At 46.1% G+C, this 18,491-nt stretch carries 15 protein-coding genes; 4 read left to right on the forward strand and 11 right to left on the reverse strand.

The genetic code is table 11. From position 1 onward, the window contains the following. Positions 1-257: 257 nt before the first annotated feature. The 4 genes from lpdA to pdhA are packed head-to-tail and all read right to left on the reverse strand — an operon-like array spanning position 258 to position 5,146. Positions 258-1,670: a dihydrolipoyl dehydrogenase gene (gene lpdA, locus KGF65_RS14110; protein ID WP_101873302.1), complete on the reverse strand. Its 1,413-nt coding sequence runs from the start codon at positions 1,668-1,670 to the stop codon at positions 258-260. A gap of 7 nt (positions 1,671-1,677) precedes the next feature. Then, positions 1,678-2,997 carry a 2-oxo acid dehydrogenase subunit E2 gene (locus tag KGF65_RS14115; protein WP_101873301.1) on the reverse strand — a complete coding sequence of 440 codons (1,320 nt, stop codon included), beginning with the start codon at positions 2,995-2,997 and terminating at the stop codon, positions 1,678-1,680. Between the two features lie 57 nt (positions 2,998-3,054). Beyond that, on the reverse strand, positions 3,055-4,032 hold the full coding sequence (locus KGF65_RS14120; protein WP_003639044.1) for an alpha-ketoacid dehydrogenase subunit beta: 978 nt from the start codon (positions 4,030-4,032) through the stop codon (positions 3,055-3,057). A 1-nt stretch (position 4,033) separates the two neighbouring features. Beyond that, on the reverse strand, positions 4,034-5,146 hold the full coding sequence (pdhA, locus tag KGF65_RS14125) for a pyruvate dehydrogenase (acetyl-transferring) E1 component subunit alpha (protein ID WP_050338421.1): 1,113 nt from the start codon (positions 5,144-5,146) through the stop codon (positions 4,034-4,036). Positions 5,147-5,429: 283 nt separating this feature from the next. Here pdhA and def point away from each other — a divergent pair, with 283 nt between their 5' ends. Next, positions 5,430-5,990 (forward strand): peptide deformylase, encoded by a 561-nt coding sequence (gene def / locus KGF65_RS14130; protein ID WP_101873299.1) that lies wholly within the window; start codon positions 5,430-5,432, stop codon positions 5,988-5,990. A 32-nt stretch (positions 5,991-6,022) separates the two neighbouring features. Here def and KGF65_RS14135 read toward each other — a convergent pair whose 3' ends face one another. Next, positions 6,023-6,529, reverse strand: coding sequence for a hypothetical protein (locus KGF65_RS14135; protein WP_088771102.1), 507 nt, complete (start codon positions 6,527-6,529; stop codon positions 6,023-6,025). 281 nt (positions 6,530-6,810) lie between these two features. On the opposite strand from KGF65_RS14135, the gene KGF65_RS14140 reads away from it, so the two are divergent. From KGF65_RS14140 to KGF65_RS14150, 3 genes are all read left to right on the forward strand, one after another. Then, positions 6,811-7,029, forward strand: coding sequence for a DNA-directed RNA polymerase subunit epsilon (locus tag KGF65_RS14140; RefSeq protein ID WP_216748512.1), 219 nt, complete (start codon positions 6,811-6,813; stop codon positions 7,027-7,029). Continuing rightward, positions 7,026-8,702, forward strand: coding sequence for a ribonuclease J (locus KGF65_RS14145; protein WP_021337999.1), 1,677 nt, complete (start codon positions 7,026-7,028; stop codon positions 8,700-8,702). Before KGF65_RS14140 ends, KGF65_RS14145 begins: the two co-directional genes overlap by 4 nt. A 62-nt stretch (positions 8,703-8,764) precedes the next feature. Then, positions 8,765-9,724: a diacylglycerol kinase family protein gene (locus KGF65_RS14150; RefSeq protein WP_216748513.1), complete on the forward strand. Its 960-nt coding sequence runs from the start codon at positions 8,765-8,767 to the stop codon at positions 9,722-9,724. A gap of 1,077 nt (positions 9,725-10,801) precedes the next feature. Here the strand turns inward: KGF65_RS14150 and KGF65_RS14155 are convergent. The 6 genes from KGF65_RS14155 to KGF65_RS14180 all read right to left on the reverse strand — a co-directional run bounded on the left by KGF65_RS14155 (position 10,802) and on the right by KGF65_RS14180 (position 18,171). Then, positions 10,802-11,005 (reverse strand): hypothetical protein, encoded by a 204-nt coding sequence (locus tag KGF65_RS14155; RefSeq protein WP_003639051.1) that lies wholly within the window; start codon positions 11,003-11,005, stop codon positions 10,802-10,804. A 162-nt stretch (positions 11,006-11,167) separates the two neighbouring features. Then, positions 11,168-12,646, reverse strand: coding sequence for a C40 family peptidase (locus KGF65_RS14160; RefSeq protein WP_216748514.1), 1,479 nt, complete (start codon positions 12,644-12,646; stop codon positions 11,168-11,170). 354 nt (positions 12,647-13,000) lie between these two features. Then, positions 13,001-13,966, reverse strand: a complete 966-nt coding sequence (locus tag KGF65_RS14165) for a ribose-phosphate diphosphokinase (RefSeq protein ID WP_088771100.1) — start codon at positions 13,964-13,966, stop codon at positions 13,001-13,003. 213 nt (positions 13,967-14,179) lie between these two features. Beyond that, the gene (locus KGF65_RS14170) at positions 14,180-16,789 is read right to left on the reverse strand and encodes an ATP-dependent RecD-like DNA helicase (protein WP_101873296.1); all 2,610 of its coding nucleotides are present in this window, start codon (positions 16,787-16,789) and stop codon (positions 14,180-14,182) included. A gap of 12 nt (positions 16,790-16,801) precedes the next feature. Next, the gene (locus tag KGF65_RS14175; protein ID WP_213472528.1) at positions 16,802-17,482 is read right to left on the reverse strand and encodes a lipopolysaccharide assembly protein LapB; all 681 of its coding nucleotides are present in this window, start codon (positions 17,480-17,482) and stop codon (positions 16,802-16,804) included. 23 nt (positions 17,483-17,505) lie between these two features. Further along, the gene (locus tag KGF65_RS14180) at positions 17,506-18,171 is read right to left on the reverse strand and encodes a histidine phosphatase family protein (protein WP_003639056.1); all 666 of its coding nucleotides are present in this window, start codon (positions 18,169-18,171) and stop codon (positions 17,506-17,508) included. Between the last annotated feature and the right edge of the window lie 320 nt (positions 18,172-18,491).

The raw sequence follows: 18,491 nt of genomic DNA on the forward strand, positions 1-18,491 counted from the left end.
ACGCGCATCGGATTACGAACAGTAAGCCAAACAATTGGCACGTTTGAATCATCATTCACACCAAATTGGCCAACGTCATACGAGCTTAATCGAATTATTCACTGTTCATGTATGGGTCATCCGGTTGATGGATCTCCCATTTTATCACGATTCAGTCTGCAACACCTGCCAGGTTGTTCTGACGATAGTGTTCAGCCGCGACTAATGCTATGTAAAACAAAAGTTTGAGGCTTGCACCTCAAACTTTCAGTCATTATTTAGATATGCGTTGGGTAACCCATCGCTTCATCCGCGGCTTCTTGAACAACTTCACCTAAGGTTGGGTGTGGATGAATCGTCAAAGCAAGGTCTTCAACGTTCATACCACCATTGACCGCAACACTCAGTTCAGAAATCAAGTCACTTGCACCAGGACCGGCAATTTGAGCGCCGACGATGGTTCCTTCATCCTTGGTACTTACCAAGCGGAAGAACCCGTCCATCGAGTTCAATGAGATGGCCCGACCATTCCCAGCAAATGGGAATTTCGATGTTTTGACTTGTAAGCCAGCTGCTTCAGCATCCGCCTTCGTCATTCCGACCGTTGCCAATTCAGGATCTGTAAAGCAGACCGCTGGAATCGAAACGTAGTCATTGGCTGTCTTCTTGCCGCTAATGGCACCGGCAGCGACTTTTGCTTCTGCAAAGGCCTTGTGTGCTAAGGCAGCACCAGCAACGATGTCACCAACGGCATAAATGTCTTCAGCAGCAGTCCGGCCTTGTTCGTCGACTTCGATCAAGCCCCGTTTTGTGAGCTTAACATCCGTGTATTCCAAGCCCATGTCATCGGTATTTGGCCGCCGACCAACGGTAACCATCACGTAATCAGCGTGAATCTCAGTTTCCTTACCGTCGACAGCGTACGTCACCGTTACACCGCTATCATCTTGTTCAGAGTTCTTAGCCATCGCATTAGTGATGACGTCGACCCCTTTCTTCTTAAAGCTATTCAAGACAAGCTTGACCATATCCTTTTCGAAGTTTGGCAAGATTTGTGGGGTACCTTCAAGAATCGTCACATGGGCACCAAGGTTGGCATAAGCACCGGCTAATTCAGAGCCAATGTAACCCCCACCGATAACAACTAATTCTTTTGGTACTTCTGGTAAGTTCAAACCGCCAGTAGAATCGACTACTCGACCACTGAATTTAAACCCAGGAATTTCAACTGGGCGTGAACCCGTTGCAATAATCAAATGTTTAAACTTGTACGTTTGTCCAGTATGGTCACCATTCATGACCCGCAACGTATGGTTATCGTGCATGTAAGCTTCACCACGGACAACTTCTACTTTGTGCTTTTTAAGCAACATTTCGACCCCACCGGTTAGACGGTCCACCACTTGATGGTCCTTCCAATCCTGAGTGACCTTGAAGTCCAAGATTGGGTCTTGGATGTTCTTGATTCCAAAAATCTTGCTATCCTTAGCTTCTTGGAACCGATGTCCAGCGCTGATCAAAGCCTTTGATGGAATACAGCCAACGTTAAGGCAGACACCACCGATATATTCCTTTTCAACCACGGTGACTTTTTGGCCGAGTTCCGCGGCCCGAATCGCAGCGACGTAACCCCCAGGGCCTGCGCCGATGATCATTGTATCGCGTTCTTCAGCAAAATCTCCTACAACCATTCTGACCTCATCCTTCCATCAAAAGTAATTCTGGATCATGTAGCAATTGTTTCAATAAGTTCATGGCCCGTTGTGCAGTCGCCCCATCGATCAAACGGTGATCAAAACTGAGTGACAACTTCTGCATCTTACCAACCACGATTTCACCGTCGTCATTGACGTATGGTTCTTTACCAATCCGGCCGACCCCGAGGATCGCAACTTCTGGCTGGTTGATAACTGGCGTGAACCAGCCGCCACCAATTGACCCAATATTACTGATCGTAATCGAACCACCGCTCATTTCGTTGGCCTTCAACTTACCGTCGTATGCTTTTTGCGTATTGTCGGTAATTTCCTTGGCAATTGCAAAGAGTCCTTTGCCTTCAGCATGCTTGATATTTGGTACTAACAAGCCACGGTCGGTGTCGGTCGCAATCCCAATGTTGAAGTAGTGCTTGTAAACGATTTCCTTATTAGCATCGTCAATTGATGCATTTAATTCTGGGAATTGTTGTAGCACTGCAACTAAGGCTTTAACGAAGTATGGCAAGAAGGTCAAATGAATATCGCGATCTAACGCAATTTGCTTGTACTTCTTCCGATGAGCCATCAAGGCACTCACTTCGACTTCATCAAATAAGGTAACATGTGGCGCCGTATGCTTACTGTTGACCATCGCTTTAGAAATTGCTTTCCGAATTGGGGTCATCTTTTCGCGAGTTTCTAATTCTGGTGTATCTGAAACGTACGGTTTAACAGGCGTTGGTGCTGGTGCTGCTGATTCTGCGGGTGCAGTTTCGGCAGGAGCCGCTGCTGGCTTAGCACCAGTAGCCGTTGGTGCGCCAGTGTAATTATCAATATCTTGCTTCGTGATTTGACCGTGAGCACCAGTTGGGGTCACCAAGGTAATATCAATATCTTTATCACGCGCATATTGACGAACAGATGGCATTGCCAAGACCCGTTTGTTAGGATCTCCAGCAGCCGGGGTGCCAGTTGGTTGCGCTGGTGCTGCTGATTCAGCAGGGGCCGAACTAGTGTCTGCAGTAGGGGCAGCTTCAGCCGCTGCTGGTTCATCCGCTTTAGCAGCGGGTGCCGCATCGCCAGAACCGTCATCGATTGTTACGATAACGTCACCAATCTTGGCAGTTTCACCTTCTGGAACTAAAATATCGATCACTTTACCACTCACTGGAGAAGGTAATTCCTCCACTGATTTATCATTTTGAATTTCAACTAGAGAATCGTCTTCTTTGACTTCATCACCAGGTTTTACGAGCCATGATGCAATTTCGCCTTCTTCAAGGCCTTCACCAAGCTCTGGTAATTTAAACTCGTAAGCCATTGGATAACTTCCTTTCCTGACAGTCTCAGGTGACTGTTTTTCGATGTCGCGTCTTGCTTAGTAGTTCAAGATTTCGCGGGTCTTTGCTTCAATTTCGTCTTCAGCAGGTAGCCAATCGTCTTCAGCTAACCCGAATGGATAAACCGTATCAGGAGCGTAAACACGGCCGACTGGCGCACTCAAGTATAAGGCGCCCTTTTCAGCAATCAGCGAAGCAACGTTGGCTGCGATCCCAGCTTGACGCTGTGCTTCTTGAATAGCAACAGCGCGACCCGTCTTTTGAACGGATTTTAGAATTGTTTCTTCATCTAAAGGAGACAAAGTCCGTAAGTCGACCACTTCAACTGAAATGCCTTCTTTTTCAAGCTTTTCAGCAACCTTGAGTGATTGATTAACTTGAGCACTGTAAGCAATTAAGGAAATGTCCGTTCCTTCACGAACAACATTAGCTTTATCTAACGGTACTGTGTAGGCTTCATCAGGAATATCCGCCTTCATTGACCGGTATAACTTCAAGTTTTCCAAGAAGAAGACGGGGTCATTGTTACGGATTGATGAAATCAATAAGCCCTTGGCATCATATGGATTAGATGGTGTGACCACCCGTAATCCTGGGATTTGAGCCAGGTAGCCTTCCAATGAATCCGCATGCATTTCTGGAGTGTGCGTCCCACCACCATATGGTGAACGGATGGTGATTGGCATGTGCCGAGTGCCGCCAGTCCGGAAACGTTCCCGTGACATCTGGCCGGCAATTGAATCTAAGGTTTCAAAAATGAACCCAAGGAATTGAATTTCAGGAATTGGCCGGAATCCTTCTAAGGCTAGCCCAATTGATAAGCCGCCAATACCAGATTCTGCTAAAGGAGTATCGAAAACCCGATCTTCGCCGAATTCGGCTTGGAGGCCATCGGTTGCCCGGAAAACCCCACCGTTTTTACCAACATCTTCACCAAAAACCAAGGTCTTTTCGTCCGACCCGAGTTCTAATCGAAGTGCATCGGTGATCGCTTGGATATACGTTTTCTTTGACATGTTACTTCGACTCCTTTGCTTGGAATTCCGTAATTTGTTGTTGAATGTTTTGTGGTTGTTCTTCAAAGACATTCCCCAAGAATTCGGTCATTTTTTGCTTTGGTGCTTCATCCGCTTGTTTTACAGCGGCTTTAATATCTTCTTTAACTTGTTCAACGTATTCGTTTTCTTGATCTTCAGACCAAACACCTTGATCAGTCAGATACTTGCGGTAACGAATCAATGGATCATTATCGAACCATGGTTGTTCTTCGTCCTTAGTCCGGTAACGCTTAGGATCATCACCCGCGTTAGTATGTGGTCCAAAACGATAAGTCAAGGTTTCAATCATCACTGGGCCATTACCGGCAGCGGCGTATTCACGTGCTGCTTTGGTGACTTCGTAAACTGCCAAGAAGTCCATCCCATCAACTTGAACACTCGGGATACCCGCAGCAACTGCTTTTTGTGCCAAGGTCTTGGCAGCAGTTTGTTTGCGACGTGGCACTGAAATCGCGTAACCGTTATTTTGAACAATGAATACTGCAGGTGCTTGGAAGGCGCCGGCAAAGTTCATGCCTTCATAGAAGTCCCCTTGCGACGTCCCACCATCACCGGTGTAAGTGTAGGCAACTTTGTCTTCCGTACCATTCTTCTTGATACCAAGCGCAACCCCAGCAGCTTGAACATACTGAGCACCAATGATGATCTGTGGTGGCATCGCATGGAAATCTTCTGGATATTCGTTGCCAAGTACGTGACCCCGTGACCATAAGAAGGCTTTGTATACGGGGAGCCCGTGTTGAATCAACTGTGGGATATCACGATAGGCTGGCATTAACACGTCAGTCTTCTTCATCGCAGAATTGCTACCCATTTCACTGGCTTCTTGACCTTCCGTTGGTGCATAGAAACCCAACCGGCCTTGCCGTGTCAAAGCATTCGAACGTTGGTGTAACGTCCGTTCCCATAACATTAGTTTAAAGAATTCAACAAGTTGCTCGTTTGAATATTTAGAGACAATTTCTGGTTTGATTACTTTAGCTTGACCATCCATCACCTGCACGGGTTCAAAGTCTTTCCCAAGTGCATCCCGGATCGCACCAAAATCAACAATTGGTTTTTCGTTGTCCATAAATGACACATCCCTTTCATGAACGTACGAACGAGCACGATATGCCGCGTTCGTAATCGTTTTCATAATTACAAGTCTAATTTACCATTGCATTTCATCTTTTGCAAGCCCTTCCAAAGAGCGTGGAACCGGCTTTTTTTTGTAAGATGATTGTGAACTATTTAATTTGTTAGTTTTTTTGTTTTCATTTTTTTCATAGGTGACGCTACTTTTTAATTGTCGTGTATGCTAAACTAAATACTAAGTGTAAATTGCGCGATCTTAATTTTGGAGGTAATTGAAATTGATTAAAATGCGCGACATTATCCGCGAAGGTAATCACACGTTACGCGCGGAAGCAAAACCCGTTAAATTCCCATTAAGTGAAGCTGACCAAAAGTTGGCGCGCGACATGATGGAATACTTAGAAAACAGCCAAGACCCTGAATTGGTCAAAAAATATGGTCTACGTGCCGGTGTTGGTTTAGCTGCGCCGCAAGTTGACGTCTCTGAACAAATGGCGGCAGTGCTTGTTCCTAGTGAAAACGAAGATGACGAACCAGTCTTCAAGGACGTCATCATCAACCCTGTCATCATTAGCCATTCAGTTCAACCCGGGGCGTTAACTGAGGGTGAAGGCTGCTTATCCGTTGACCGGGATATCTCCGGCTACGTGATTCGCCACGACCGGATCACACTTCGTTACTATAATATGGCCGGTGAGCAGAAGAAAATTCGCCTGAAGAACTATCCGGCAATCGTCTGCCAGCACGAAATCGACCATTTGCATGGGATTTTATTCTACGACCACATCAATGAAGCAAACCCCTTTGCAGCTGACGATGACTTAGTACTCATTTCTTAATGAGTGTGTTAAAAAAGCAGTCCTGAGTGTGATCAGGACTGCTTTTTTGCTGTACTCGGATCTAATCGGCGTAGATCCTCTAAATATTCTAATGTCGCTTCATTCATTAAATACGCAATGTCCAAGTGCAATTGACCACTACGCAGCCAGGCATCAGTAACCCGTAACGCTGGCCCAGCATTTTGAAACGCCACCACTTGATTGTTCTTAGCATAAACTTGTAATTGATTGTTAAACAACCGACGAACTTCTGGCAAATCGGCGGCAACCATCCCTGGTGCATCCAGTACGTACTCGAATGCCATCACGCCCCGGCCCCAGACATCTGCGACCGGTGTCGAATGGATTGCACCAGCCACCTCCTGCACAGTCATCGTATTTGCCAGCACCTTAAAAGCCGCTGCCATGGCCTGATCCGCGACGCGTTGACCACCCCGTCTGATTTTCAAAGCTGCACGTTTCAAGACTTGGCGGCGCAAGACTTCATAAACAATCACTGCAATCAGCACGCCACCAATAATTGTTAGCCACGTTTGCATCCCGACACCTCGATTCTTTTTTGTATATTCGTTCACAATTTTAGGAATTTTCAATCTTTTTGCTTATGTTTAGCATAGCATGTTTCATAAAAAAATTTTCTTTTTGTCACTTCAATTTTGTAGAAAGTTAACATTGTATACACCCATCTGAAATTATGCTAAAATGTAAGATAATTGTTGTGTTTACACAACCTGGTGTACGGATCAAACTTTTATTTTTGCTATCTATTCAGATCACTTCGCATCTGAATAAATCTTGTTTATATTAAGGAGTTTTACGAATGATTTACAAAGTCTACTACCAAGAAACCAAAGAACGGAACCCACAACGGGAAACGACCAAATCTTTGTATCTCGAAGCTGAGACCGATGTTCAGGCGCGGACCTTAGTGGAAGATAATACGGATCACAATATCGAATTTATCGAACCGTTAGAAGGTAACTTCTTGGATTACGAACAAAAAAATCCAGAGTATCACCTAACGGAGTTCAATAAATGAAACGTTTAAACGTCAAAAATAACGAAACCGCTGTTTTTGCAGTCGGCGGTTTAGGAGAAATTGGGAAAAATACTTATGGTATCCAATTTCAAGACGAGATTATTCTGATCGATGCCGGTATCAAATTCCCAGAAGACGAACTTCTCGGAATTGATTACGTCATTCCAGATTATTCTTATCTAGTTGCAAATCAGCAAAAAATAAAAGCTTTAGTGATTACGCACGGTCATGAAGATCACATTGGTGGGATTCCCTTCCTATTAAAGCAGATCAACGTGCCAATCTATGCCGGCCCCCTAGCCTTGGCCTTAATCAAGGGTAAACTAGAGGAACACGGGTTATTAAAGACAACGGAGCTCCATGAAATCAATGAGGACACGGTGCTTAAATTCCGCAAGACGCGGGTCTCGTTCTTCAGAACCACCCACTCAATTCCGGATACTTTGGGGATTGCAGTTCAAACCCCACCTGGCACGATTGTGGAAACTGGTGACTACAAGTTCGACTTAACACCAATCACCAACCAGCCACCGAACCTTCAAAAGATGGCTCATCTTGGCGAACGCGGTGTTCTGGCGTTAATGTCAGACAGTACCAACGCTGAACGGCCAATCTGGACGAAGTCTGAACGCTGGGTGGCGCAATCTATTCGGCACATTTTTGAACAAGTCGAAGGGCGCATTATTTTCGCCACTTTTGCTTCTAACATCTCACGGATTCAGGAAGCAGCCCAAGTTGCCCTAGAACATCACCGTAAGATTGCAGTCTTTGGGCGTAGTATGGAAGCCGCCATCGTCAATGGTCGTGAGCTGGGCTATCTTGATATTCCGGATGACGCGATGGTCGATGCCAACGACTTGCGTTCCCTGCCAGCCAATAAAGTCATGATTTTGTGTACTGGCTCTCAAGGTGAACCGATGGCTGCCCTCTCACGGATTGCTAACGGGACCCACCGGCAGATTTCAATCGAACCTGGTGACACCGTTATCTTCTCCAGTTCGCCAATTCCTGGTAACACACTCAGCGTTAACCACGTGATCAACGAACTTGAAGAAGCCGGGGCCAATGTTATCCATGGTAAAGTGAATAATATTCACACCTCTGGTCATGGTGGTCAAGAAGAACAAAAACTAATGTTGCGGTTGATGAAACCTAAATTCTTCATGCCAATTCATGGTGAATACCGGATGCTGAAGATTCACACGGAACTAGCCGAACAGTGCGGTGTCCCGCTGGATCACAGTTTCATTCTCGAAAACGGTGACGTGCTCGCCTTCACCAAAGACTCCGCACGCGTTGCGGGTCACTTTGGCGCTGGTGACGTTTATGTGGACGGGTCTGGGATTGGCGATATCGGCAACGTTGTTTTACGTGACCGTCAAGTCCTCTCTGAAGAAGGGCTGGTTGTGGTCGTTGCAACGATTAACTTAAAGAAGAAAGAGATCCAAGCTGGTCCAGATATTCTATCACGCGGGTTCGTTTATATGCGCGAATCTGGTGATTTGATCAACGAAGCTCGGCGGCACGTCTTCCGCACGATTAGACGGAAGATGAAGTCGGATAAAGCGACTGAAGCGACTATCCGGAATGCCATTATTGATGACTTACAAAGTTTCTTATTTGATAAGACTGAACGTCACCCAATGATTCTACCGATGTTGATTATGAACTAACTGCTTGCCGGAACGATCCTGTTCCGGCTTTTTATGGTGTAAGACTGATACGAGGTGTAACTTTGATTGCTGAATACTACATTATTATTAATGAACTCGCTGGTTCCGGCCATGGAAAACAAGTTTGGGAAACCATCAAACCCATTCTGGAGCAACGCCAAATTCATTTTGAATACCGGATTTCTGAATATGCTGGCCATACGATCCGACTCGCAGCGGAATACGTCAAAACGATTCAGCGTCGACCGAACATCACCCCGGTCATTTTAGTTGTCGGTGGCGATGGCACCCTCAACGAAGCACTGAATGGTATCATGCAAGTCCCACAACAAGACCCGATTCCAATCGCCTATATTCCAGGTGGCTCTGGAAATGATTTTGCACGGGGCCTGGGCATGGCCACTGATCCTGAAATTGCCTTAGCACAAGTGCTCAATAACATGCGTCCACGGACATTAAATGTCGGCTACTATCATGAAACGCTCAAAAATGAGCATCGCTACTTTGTAAACAATGTTGGTCTGGGCTTCGACGCGCAAATCGTCGACGATACGAACCGTAGTAAACAGAAAGGCCGTTTGGGACGCTGGTCCTATCTCAGCAATATGTTGACTGTCTACTCCCAACAGGAGGGCTTCCCGCTCACCGTGCACGTCAATCGGAAGCGTGACTATTATCGACACGCTTTTCTCTGCACCGTGTCCAATATCCCCTATTTCGGTGGTGGCGTCAAAATCCTTCCCCAGGCGAATCTACACGACGACAAGTTAGAGCTGATCGTCGTTGAGGAGCCACACTGGTGGACAATTGTTTGGCTGTTCCTGCTACTACTCTTAGGAGGTCGCCACTTAAATTCACGCTTTGTTCACCACTACCGCAATGCCGACTTGCACTTAGGCGTAAATTCCGTCGAAATCGGCCAAATGGATGGACAAATCATCGGCAACCGTAACTATGATTTGTATTTCTCGACCCACCCTTATCCGTTCTGGATTGATACGAGTATTCACGATCATCATTAGCTAAAACGCATTTTTTAAAGAACAGCCCCCAATTCGATCTTGAATTGGGGGCTGTTCTTTTGTTTGAACCATGTTTAATATTCATTCCTGTGCATCTATCCACGTTGTACAGGTTTAATTGTCATGACTTATGATTAAAACGTGCCAATCCTTAAAGTCAAAAGCAGCCAGCTAAGACCCGCTGGAAATAGTGCGAGTTAGCGTAAACCTGCTGTTTGAGGGACGTCGTACGCCGGCTGGAAGGTATTCGAAAGGCAGACATTTGCGGACTTAATTTTCAATGAATTGGTCGTTGATTCTTAGTAAATAGTACTTTGGCACTAAACTGTAAGTCTAGTTTCTGATGAAAGCTGTCATACTCGTATTCGATTGCCGGAGACAACAGCTATACTGAACATTGTCAGTATTTTCGCTAATTGCCTGCGATAACAAAGTCTCAAATCATAAACAGAGATAATTTTATCGACTAATTTAAAGATTCGTTGCCATTGAAATTAGTGAATAACATTCAGGAAATTTTCGCAGTACTCAGATGCCATAAAGCATCATCGATGTCGAATACAAGCTAGCCTGATCGTACAGACACTTAAATATTCAGTGGTCAATTGTACCCAGATAGGTGGCCGTTCATCCGCCATTCGAGCGGCTTCCCGACTGGCCGGCCCGCCGGACAATGCTCAGTAGCCAAATTATTCTTAGTCGGAAGTGTCTTTCTTCCGGCTTAGAATAAGACTCGTATTTGAAATTGCGCAGTGGGTTTCTGCGTGAGTTCAAATCGACGTCGGCTACGCTCCAGCAATTGTCAGCCAGCCCTGGAGGTCGGAATTGGACGCGCATCGGCTGACGAACAGCAATCCAAACAATTGGCACGCTTTAATCATAATTTATGACAATTCGATGCCCACAATAAATGTCAAAATGATACGTTCCCACCCTGTGATATCCGCTGCATTATTGGCGTTGCTCCTTAGACAATGATGTCGCGATATCATTGTCTAAGAACAGAATCGGTTCGCTAAAACCATTCAAAAAGACTGGCTAACGGGACAACCCCATTTAACCAGTCCAAATTTCAGTTTAGTCTTCAGAAGCGTTAATTGCCTCTAGTAGCATATCCAGCTGTTCGCATTTGCGAGATAAGTGACCAACACGTTCCTTTAAATGCGGGTAAATCGTGACAACCCGTGAGCGATCCTGCTGCCGCGCAGCTAACGCCTTTAAATGATCAAGTTCCGTATTAGCTTCTTGATATTCTTCAAGAATTTCAAAACGATTACTCACTGATAACACTTCCTTAGAACAAATTTATCCATCAAATTTTTAATCCTAAAAAAACGACAAGATTAATATACCACAATTGTTAGTAAGTTTAAATCATGAAATCAAAAAAATAATCCGGAGCACTCAGTCAACCAAGTGTCCGGATTATTCGTATTTAATAACTTATTTAACCGTTCCGGCGAAACTTGGCATGAAGTACGAACTGATCGTTTGAACTTGCACGTTTTCACCTTCAGTTGGCGCCGCCACGTATTGGTTGTTACCAATATAGATGGCATCGTGATAAGTGGCACCACGGCTTCCCCAGAAGAGGATATCGCCAGGTTGCGCATCGGCTACGGAATGAGTCGTCACGTATGATTCTTGAGCAACCGTACTATGTGGCAACGTAATCCCAGCTGCGTGTTGGTAAACATAGGAAACTAACCCAGAGCAGTCCATACCTGAGAGACTTGCGCCACCCCAGACATAAGGAATGTTGGCACTAGCTAGCTTCAAGGCCAAGCCAGTCACAGAACCAGTTGCTAAATCGCTTGAAGTACTGGTTGAAGTACTACTGCTGGTGTTGGTCGTAGTTGCCGTGCTACTGCTTGCACTACTCGTGGCAGCTGATGAGCTACTCTGACTCGTAGTGCTTGATGAAGTGGCAGCTGATGAGCTTTCACTAGCTGCACTAGTCGTTGAACTTGCAGTTGCTTGACTGGTCGTACTTGAACTAGTGGCAGCGCTAATGATTGCTGCAGCATTGTATGCTGTTGAGCTAGCAGCACTACTACTACTGGTCGAGCTCGTTGCACTTTGGCTACTTGCAGTTGAACTAGCAGCTGATGAAGAACTCTGGCTGGCAGTTGACGAGCTTTGGCTGGCAGCTGAAGTGCTTGAAGACGTGCTCTGACTAGTTGTTGATGAGCTAGTAGCAGCACTTGATGCACTCGCACTGGTTGCAGTGGTCGTGTCAGTGTCAACACTGGCACTTGTCGCAACCGCCTTTAAAGTAGCCGTGGCAGTCGTAGACGTCGATGAGCTTGATGCACTCGTTGCGCTAGTCGAACTAGCATCACTGGCAGTATCCTGACTTACTGTCGTGCTGCTGACACTGGTAGCTGAACTGGAAGCAGCGCTGGCTGTTGAACTTGAGCTAGCAGCGCTGCTGGCCGTCGTCGTGGACGTCGTTGCAGCAGAGGTCGCAGTTTTAGCGGTCGTCTTGGTCGTTGCTCCTGGTACTTGTAGCTTCTGACCAACCAAAATTAAATTACCAGAGAGGTTATTCAATTGTTGGAGGGCATGGACGGAAGTATTGTACTTGTCAGCTAGCGCCCAGAGACTATCACCTGCTTTAACGGTATATGTACCCTTAGTTGCGGTTTTAGTCGTCGCTGACTTAGTTGTCGCTTTTGACCCACTAATCTGTAAATTCTGACCCACATAGATTAAATCAATGTTGGAATCAGACCGAGTAATCGAATTCAATTTTTCAATACTTTGCACGGAAACGCCGTGCTTTTGAGCGAGGCTCCACACCGTGTCATTGGCCTTGACGGTGACTGAAGCAGCATTGGCAGCTTGGCCTGTAGCAAGCAATAAACCAACGGCACCAACCGTACCGGCTAGGACCTTGCCCGTTGTATGTGCTTGTGACATTTAATTCACTCCTTAGATTTCAAATGTTATCGTAACAAAAACGCCTGACAGCATAAGATTAATAAAATCTTAATTTGCTTTTACAAATCATAATTTTATTGTAGCACAATTTGAGAAAATACAAACTAGAATCACTCACTTTTTTACAAAACAATCCGGTTATTTTGAAAAATAGTTGTCAATGCCAACGTGAGCTTAACAATTGACACCGCCGCGTTTATGTGGATAAACATAAAGTTAGTTTTGATGCTCACAAGCAATCATTTGCCTCAGTCAACCGCCCCAGTCAGATCATTAATGGCCAATAAAAAAACGTTAACGTATCAAGACGTTAACGTTCGTTGAATTTTAAGATTAAATGCGTGGGTCAAATAAACGATCGACCGGTTGTTGCTCATGAATCAATCTAATTGCATCACCCAATAATGGACCAACAGATAACTGAACCAACTTATCAAACTGCTTCGACTCTGGAATCTGAATTGTATCCGTGACGATGACCTTTTCTAGCTTAGAAGCCTGCAGTTTCTGTACAGCATCTTGTGAGAAGATCGCATGGGTCGCACAGCCATAGACAGTCGCTGCACCGGCTTGCGATAAGGCATCCGCTGAAACGTCGAACCGCGTCCCAGTATCAATCATGTCATCGATCACGATGGCAATGCGGCCTTTGACATCACCGATAATACTGTTTGGCACGATTTCATCATCATCTGGATGCCGATTATCGATGATTGCAATCGGCGCACCGAGCAGTTCAGCCATCTTCCGCGCACGGGAAACACCGGCATGGTCCGGAGAAACCACGACCAAATTATCCGTGATCCCCCGGTCCTTAAAGTAGCTTGCCAGCAACGGTGCCGCGTATAAATGATCAACTGGAATATCGAAGAAGCCTTGAATTTGTGCAGCGTGTAAGTCGACTGTGATAACCCGACTGGCACGGTCCTTTTCCAACAACGTCGCAATTAACTTCGCAGTAATCGGTTCCCGCGACCGGGCTTTGCGGTCTTGACGCGAATACCCATAGTACGGAATGACGACATTAATTTGACTGGCACTCGCACGACGCAAGGCATCAATCATAATCAACAATTCCAGAATCGTATCATTGACTGGTTCTGAGATTGACTGAACAACGAAGACCTCCGCACCACGGATACTTTCTTCGATATTAATCTGAATTTCACCATCACTAAAGCGCTTGACAGAACTTTTACCGAGTGGAATTCCCACCCGCTGCGCAATTTTTTTAGCCAGCGGTAAATTGGAATTCAGGGCAAACAGTTTTAGTTTGGCATAAGATTCGTCTGTTGACATAGTGACCTCCATAAAAGTTGTTTGATGATTTGCTACTTTGATTATAGCAGTTACCCGCCCGAAAAACTGCTAGGAAAGCATATTTTTGACTGAAACAGCACAACTTTGGGCGACGGACCAGTTCGAAATTATTAAGCAAAGACTTTTTGAAAATAATTCTCTAAACATGCCACAATACCGTCCTTACCACAATTTGTCTATAACAATCAGCCACTAATTAGTTGCTTGTGGCATGAAATCTGTTGGCTTAATACCAGCCATACCAATCATTGGGTCAATCTGCCGGCTTAACACGAGCATAGGCGTTAATACAGTGGGGCTCTGGGTAGGCTGCGCTGCCGTACTAACCCCGGATTCACCATCATCTGCCGCCGTCTCAACCGATTGGGCTGAAATCACATCATCATCGTTTTTCGACTTGGCTTGAGTTGGTTCACCTTCCGTGGTGGTCTCAGAATCACCAGCCGCTGCTTCCACATCAGTTGCAGGTTCAGCCGACGCTTCCAGTTCAGCCGCTTCGTCACTCGTTTCTATTCCCCAAACTTGACGGAGTCGTTTTGTTAAAGTTGTTTGGCGATTGACTGATTCATTCGTGACGCTACGTTCGAAGGATTGAATATCCCCAAGCAAAATCAGCATCTGTTCCGCACGCGTCACGGCCGTATAGAGCAAATTGCGTTGCAGCATTCTGGAAAATTGTGGCACCATCGGCAAAATCACCATTTTGAACTGACTCCCCTGTGATTTATGAATCGACATACTATAAGCCAGGGTCAGTCGGTTCCAATCGCTCCGTTGATAAGTCACTTCGTTTTGATCAAACGCAATCGTGATTTGGTCCTTTTTGGACTCATTATGCGGATCACCAGCCAGGTCAATCCCCACGATCCGACCGATATCGCCATTAAAGACGTTATCTTCCGGTGAGTTGACCAGGTGCAAGACCTTATCACCAACTCGAAAGTCCTGGCCATTGTAGGTTAGATGTTTCTGCCGCGCAGATTTGAGCGGGTTAAAAATGTTTTGTACAGTCGTGTTGAGTTGGTCGATACCCGCCGTTCCACGATACATCGGCGCTAGAATCTGAACATCATCTGCACTAAACCCCTTCGCCTTGGCCTTACCGACCACCTGTTCAATAATGTGGTTAACTTGATAAGCGTTACAGCTAATAAACGAACGGTCTGGCTGATTAACGGTGAAATCAGCAGGTAACTGACCATCCTTAATGGCGTGTGCCAACGGAATAATGCTGGAATCGTTGCCTTGTCGATAAATGGTCGTTAGCTCGATCTGCGGCAATTCACTAAACTGTAGTAAGTCATGGAAGACTTGCCCGGCCCCAACTGATGGCAATTGATCCTTATCACCAACGAAAATCACTTGCATCTCACTCGGAATCGACGTCAGCAACTGCTGAAAGAGCACCGTATCCACCATCGACATTTCATCAATGATCAGTAAGCCACCCTGAAGTTCCTTGCTAGGTTCTTCTGGGCCATCTTCACGACCAGTCAATCCTAATAGGCGGTGAATCGTACTGGCAGGCAACCCGGTAGTTTCTGCCATCCGTTTGGCAGCTCGACCAGTTGGCGCCGCTAACGAAATCGGAAATGGTTCATCTTTATACTGGTTAACATCGAGCACCACGTCATGCAGTTCAGCGTATAGCGCAACCAAGCCACGAATGATAGTCGTCTTTCCAGTCCCGGGGCCCCCGGTCAGTAAAAAGACGTGCGACGTGATGGCCGCTTTCAACGCTGCTGTTTGGGAGGCATCATAGGTGATGTTGCTAGCACGACTGACGTGCTGGATGGCACTTTCGACGGCTTTATCCGTCAACGGGTGCTCATCTTCCTCGTCCAGTAACCGTTTTAGCTGTTCGGCGACCCGCCACTCCGCTTCATAGAGCCCTCGCAGATAAATTCGGTTCTCATCGCCAACGATCTTATTCTCTTTGGCTAAAACAACGAGTTGGTCGGCTAACTTATCCGGATCGATCCGCACATGCCGAGCATTCTCCAGCAACTGTAAGGTTTGATTCAAAAGTGGCTTAGCAGTCGTATAAGTATCGCCGTTCGCCACACACAACTCATCGATTTCAGTGAGCAGCGCTGCTTTTAAGCGTTCATCCGCTTGCGGGTCGATATTGAGTTGAGCGGCAATCTGGTCGGCCTTCTTAAAACCAACCCCCTTGATATCTTCGACCAAGCAGTATGGATTCTCTTGAATTCGCGCGAGCGTGTCGCCTTGATAACGCGCATAAATGGCAGCAGCCAGGCGACTCCCAAAACCATACGCATTGAGGCCAATAATCGTCTGTTCGAGCCCATTATTGACTGTCAACGTGTCGACTAAGGTCGCCTGGACGCCGGCGCGTAAGCCAATCGGTTTGAGCACCTTGGGGTCGGCCAAAATTTTATCGATCGCATCTTCACCCAACGTATCCACGATGCGCTCCGCCGTGCGTTTACCCAGGCCAGGAAAATCATTACCTGACAAATAAGCAATTAAGCCGCTGCGCGTTGTCGGCGTCTCATTTTGATAATTATCGGCCTGGAATTGGACGCCATACTTGGGATGGGTCACAGTCCGACCTGTAAACCGATAAGTGGTCTCTTCCTGAATATCGGCAAAATTTCCGGTGACCACGATTTCATCTTCCGACCAATCGATGTTTTGCTCGGTCACTTTAACTAACAAAACTTTGTAGAAGCTATCAGAACTACTAAAAAAAGTGGCAGCAACCTTGCCGACCACAAAATGGCTGACAGGGTTACGACCGACATCATCGGAAAATAAATTTGCTTGTTCGTCCGTCACGAAAAATCCTCCTTATTCATTAGACTGTTTATGTTCTGACTGACTCGCCAACATTTTTTCAATATCTGAGAGTTGTTGCTGATGGGCTTTAAAGTAAGCGGCATCTAGCTTTTCTGCTTTCTCAAACCACTTGGCATAGGGTTGACCCAGCACCATCGCAGTCAAGCCGATGTTAAACGCGGCTTTTCCAGATTGCGGGTCAATTTTAAACGCCTGATGGTAATATTCCGACGCTTGCTGATTATTGCCTAATGCAAGTAAAATATCTGCTACTAACAAGTTGGTATCGGCTTGCTTGGGCTGAGCCTCCTGAGCAGTGATTGCCCAGACCAGGGCGTGTTGATAATCACGTTTGGCCATTAACGCCTGACCGCTCATCATATACGCATCCGTCTTCAACTTAGGATCCGTGATTTGCTGATAAAATGGCAACGCTTTGTCGTACATCTCAGCTTGATAGTAGACGTTACCCAGCGCGTAGCGGAATAAATCACCAGCTGGTTGTTGCGATTCAAACTTGCCGAGGGCTTTCATTGCCAGTGCTTCGGCCTGCTCGTAATCTTTTCCGGCCGTCAGTAAGGCCGTCAAATCATAATACGCGTGATAATCTTCTGGTCGGGCATCGATTTTGCCCACTAATTCATGAACTAACGCCTGTTGGGCCGCCTTATCTGGCCGCGTCTGCTTTGCCATACACACTCACATTCCTTTCATCATCAAATGGTATCCGTCGCATCTGGACGCCGTGATAAGTACGACGTATCATTCCAGTCTAATAATTTATAATGCCGGCCACGATCACGGGTCTCCAAAATAGTCGTCGACGTATTCGACAAGCCACCCCGTTGACGCAACGTTGCTAGGGATGCACCCAGCAATGAGTTCACTAGCGCATTCAATGCCGCCCCATGACTGACGATCAAGACGTTATCTTCACGACGCGGATTAGCCTGAACAATCTGGGTGATGGCAGGCGTCATCCGCTTCAATAACTGTTGAAAGCTCTCCCCTTGAATCGCCGTTGGATCGTATTGATCCGGATGATTGCGAAATGCGTCAAACTCGGCTGGATATGTCGCTTCCACCGCAGTAAAAGCCATCCCTTCCATCTTACCCAAGTTGAATTCGCGTAAGCGGCTCAGGACCGTTAACGGTAACTCTGGTTGATTCAAGTCATGGCGCAACGTCATCGCCGTGTCTCGCGCCCGTTTCAACGGACTCACGTATAAGTGACTAAAATGAATATCCTGCAATGCTGCGGCTAACTCATGAATTTCTTGATAACTCGCTGGCAACAACGGTGAATCTCCTTGTGACCCTTGGTAGCGGCCTTCAAGATTCCACTCAGTTTTGCCATGGCGAATAAATAATAATTTTGTCAATTGCTTACTTCCTCGTATTGATAACCTATATATTTCGCCGATTGGTCCGCGCGGCAACCGCTAATTATCAGACAACTTGCGACGGTTTACTGGCCCCAAATCGTGTTCTGATCGACTAGCAGTACCACAGATGCCAGCTGGACAAACGACGACTACTTTATCCATTATGACAGTTTTCAGCTTGCTTTTCAAAATCTGTTCACCTATTTTGTCAATTTCCAATTAACTTAATAAAAATAAAATTATGTCAACTAGAACTAGTGACTTCCGGTCTGCTAACAAACCACCGATAGCTAATAAAAAAGAGTAGCCTGTCATCA

It is taken from the genome of Lactiplantibacillus sp. 30.2.29 (genome assembly GCF_018991255.1).
Classification (GTDB): domain Bacteria; phylum Bacillota; class Bacilli; order Lactobacillales; family Lactobacillaceae; genus Lactiplantibacillus; species Lactiplantibacillus pentosus.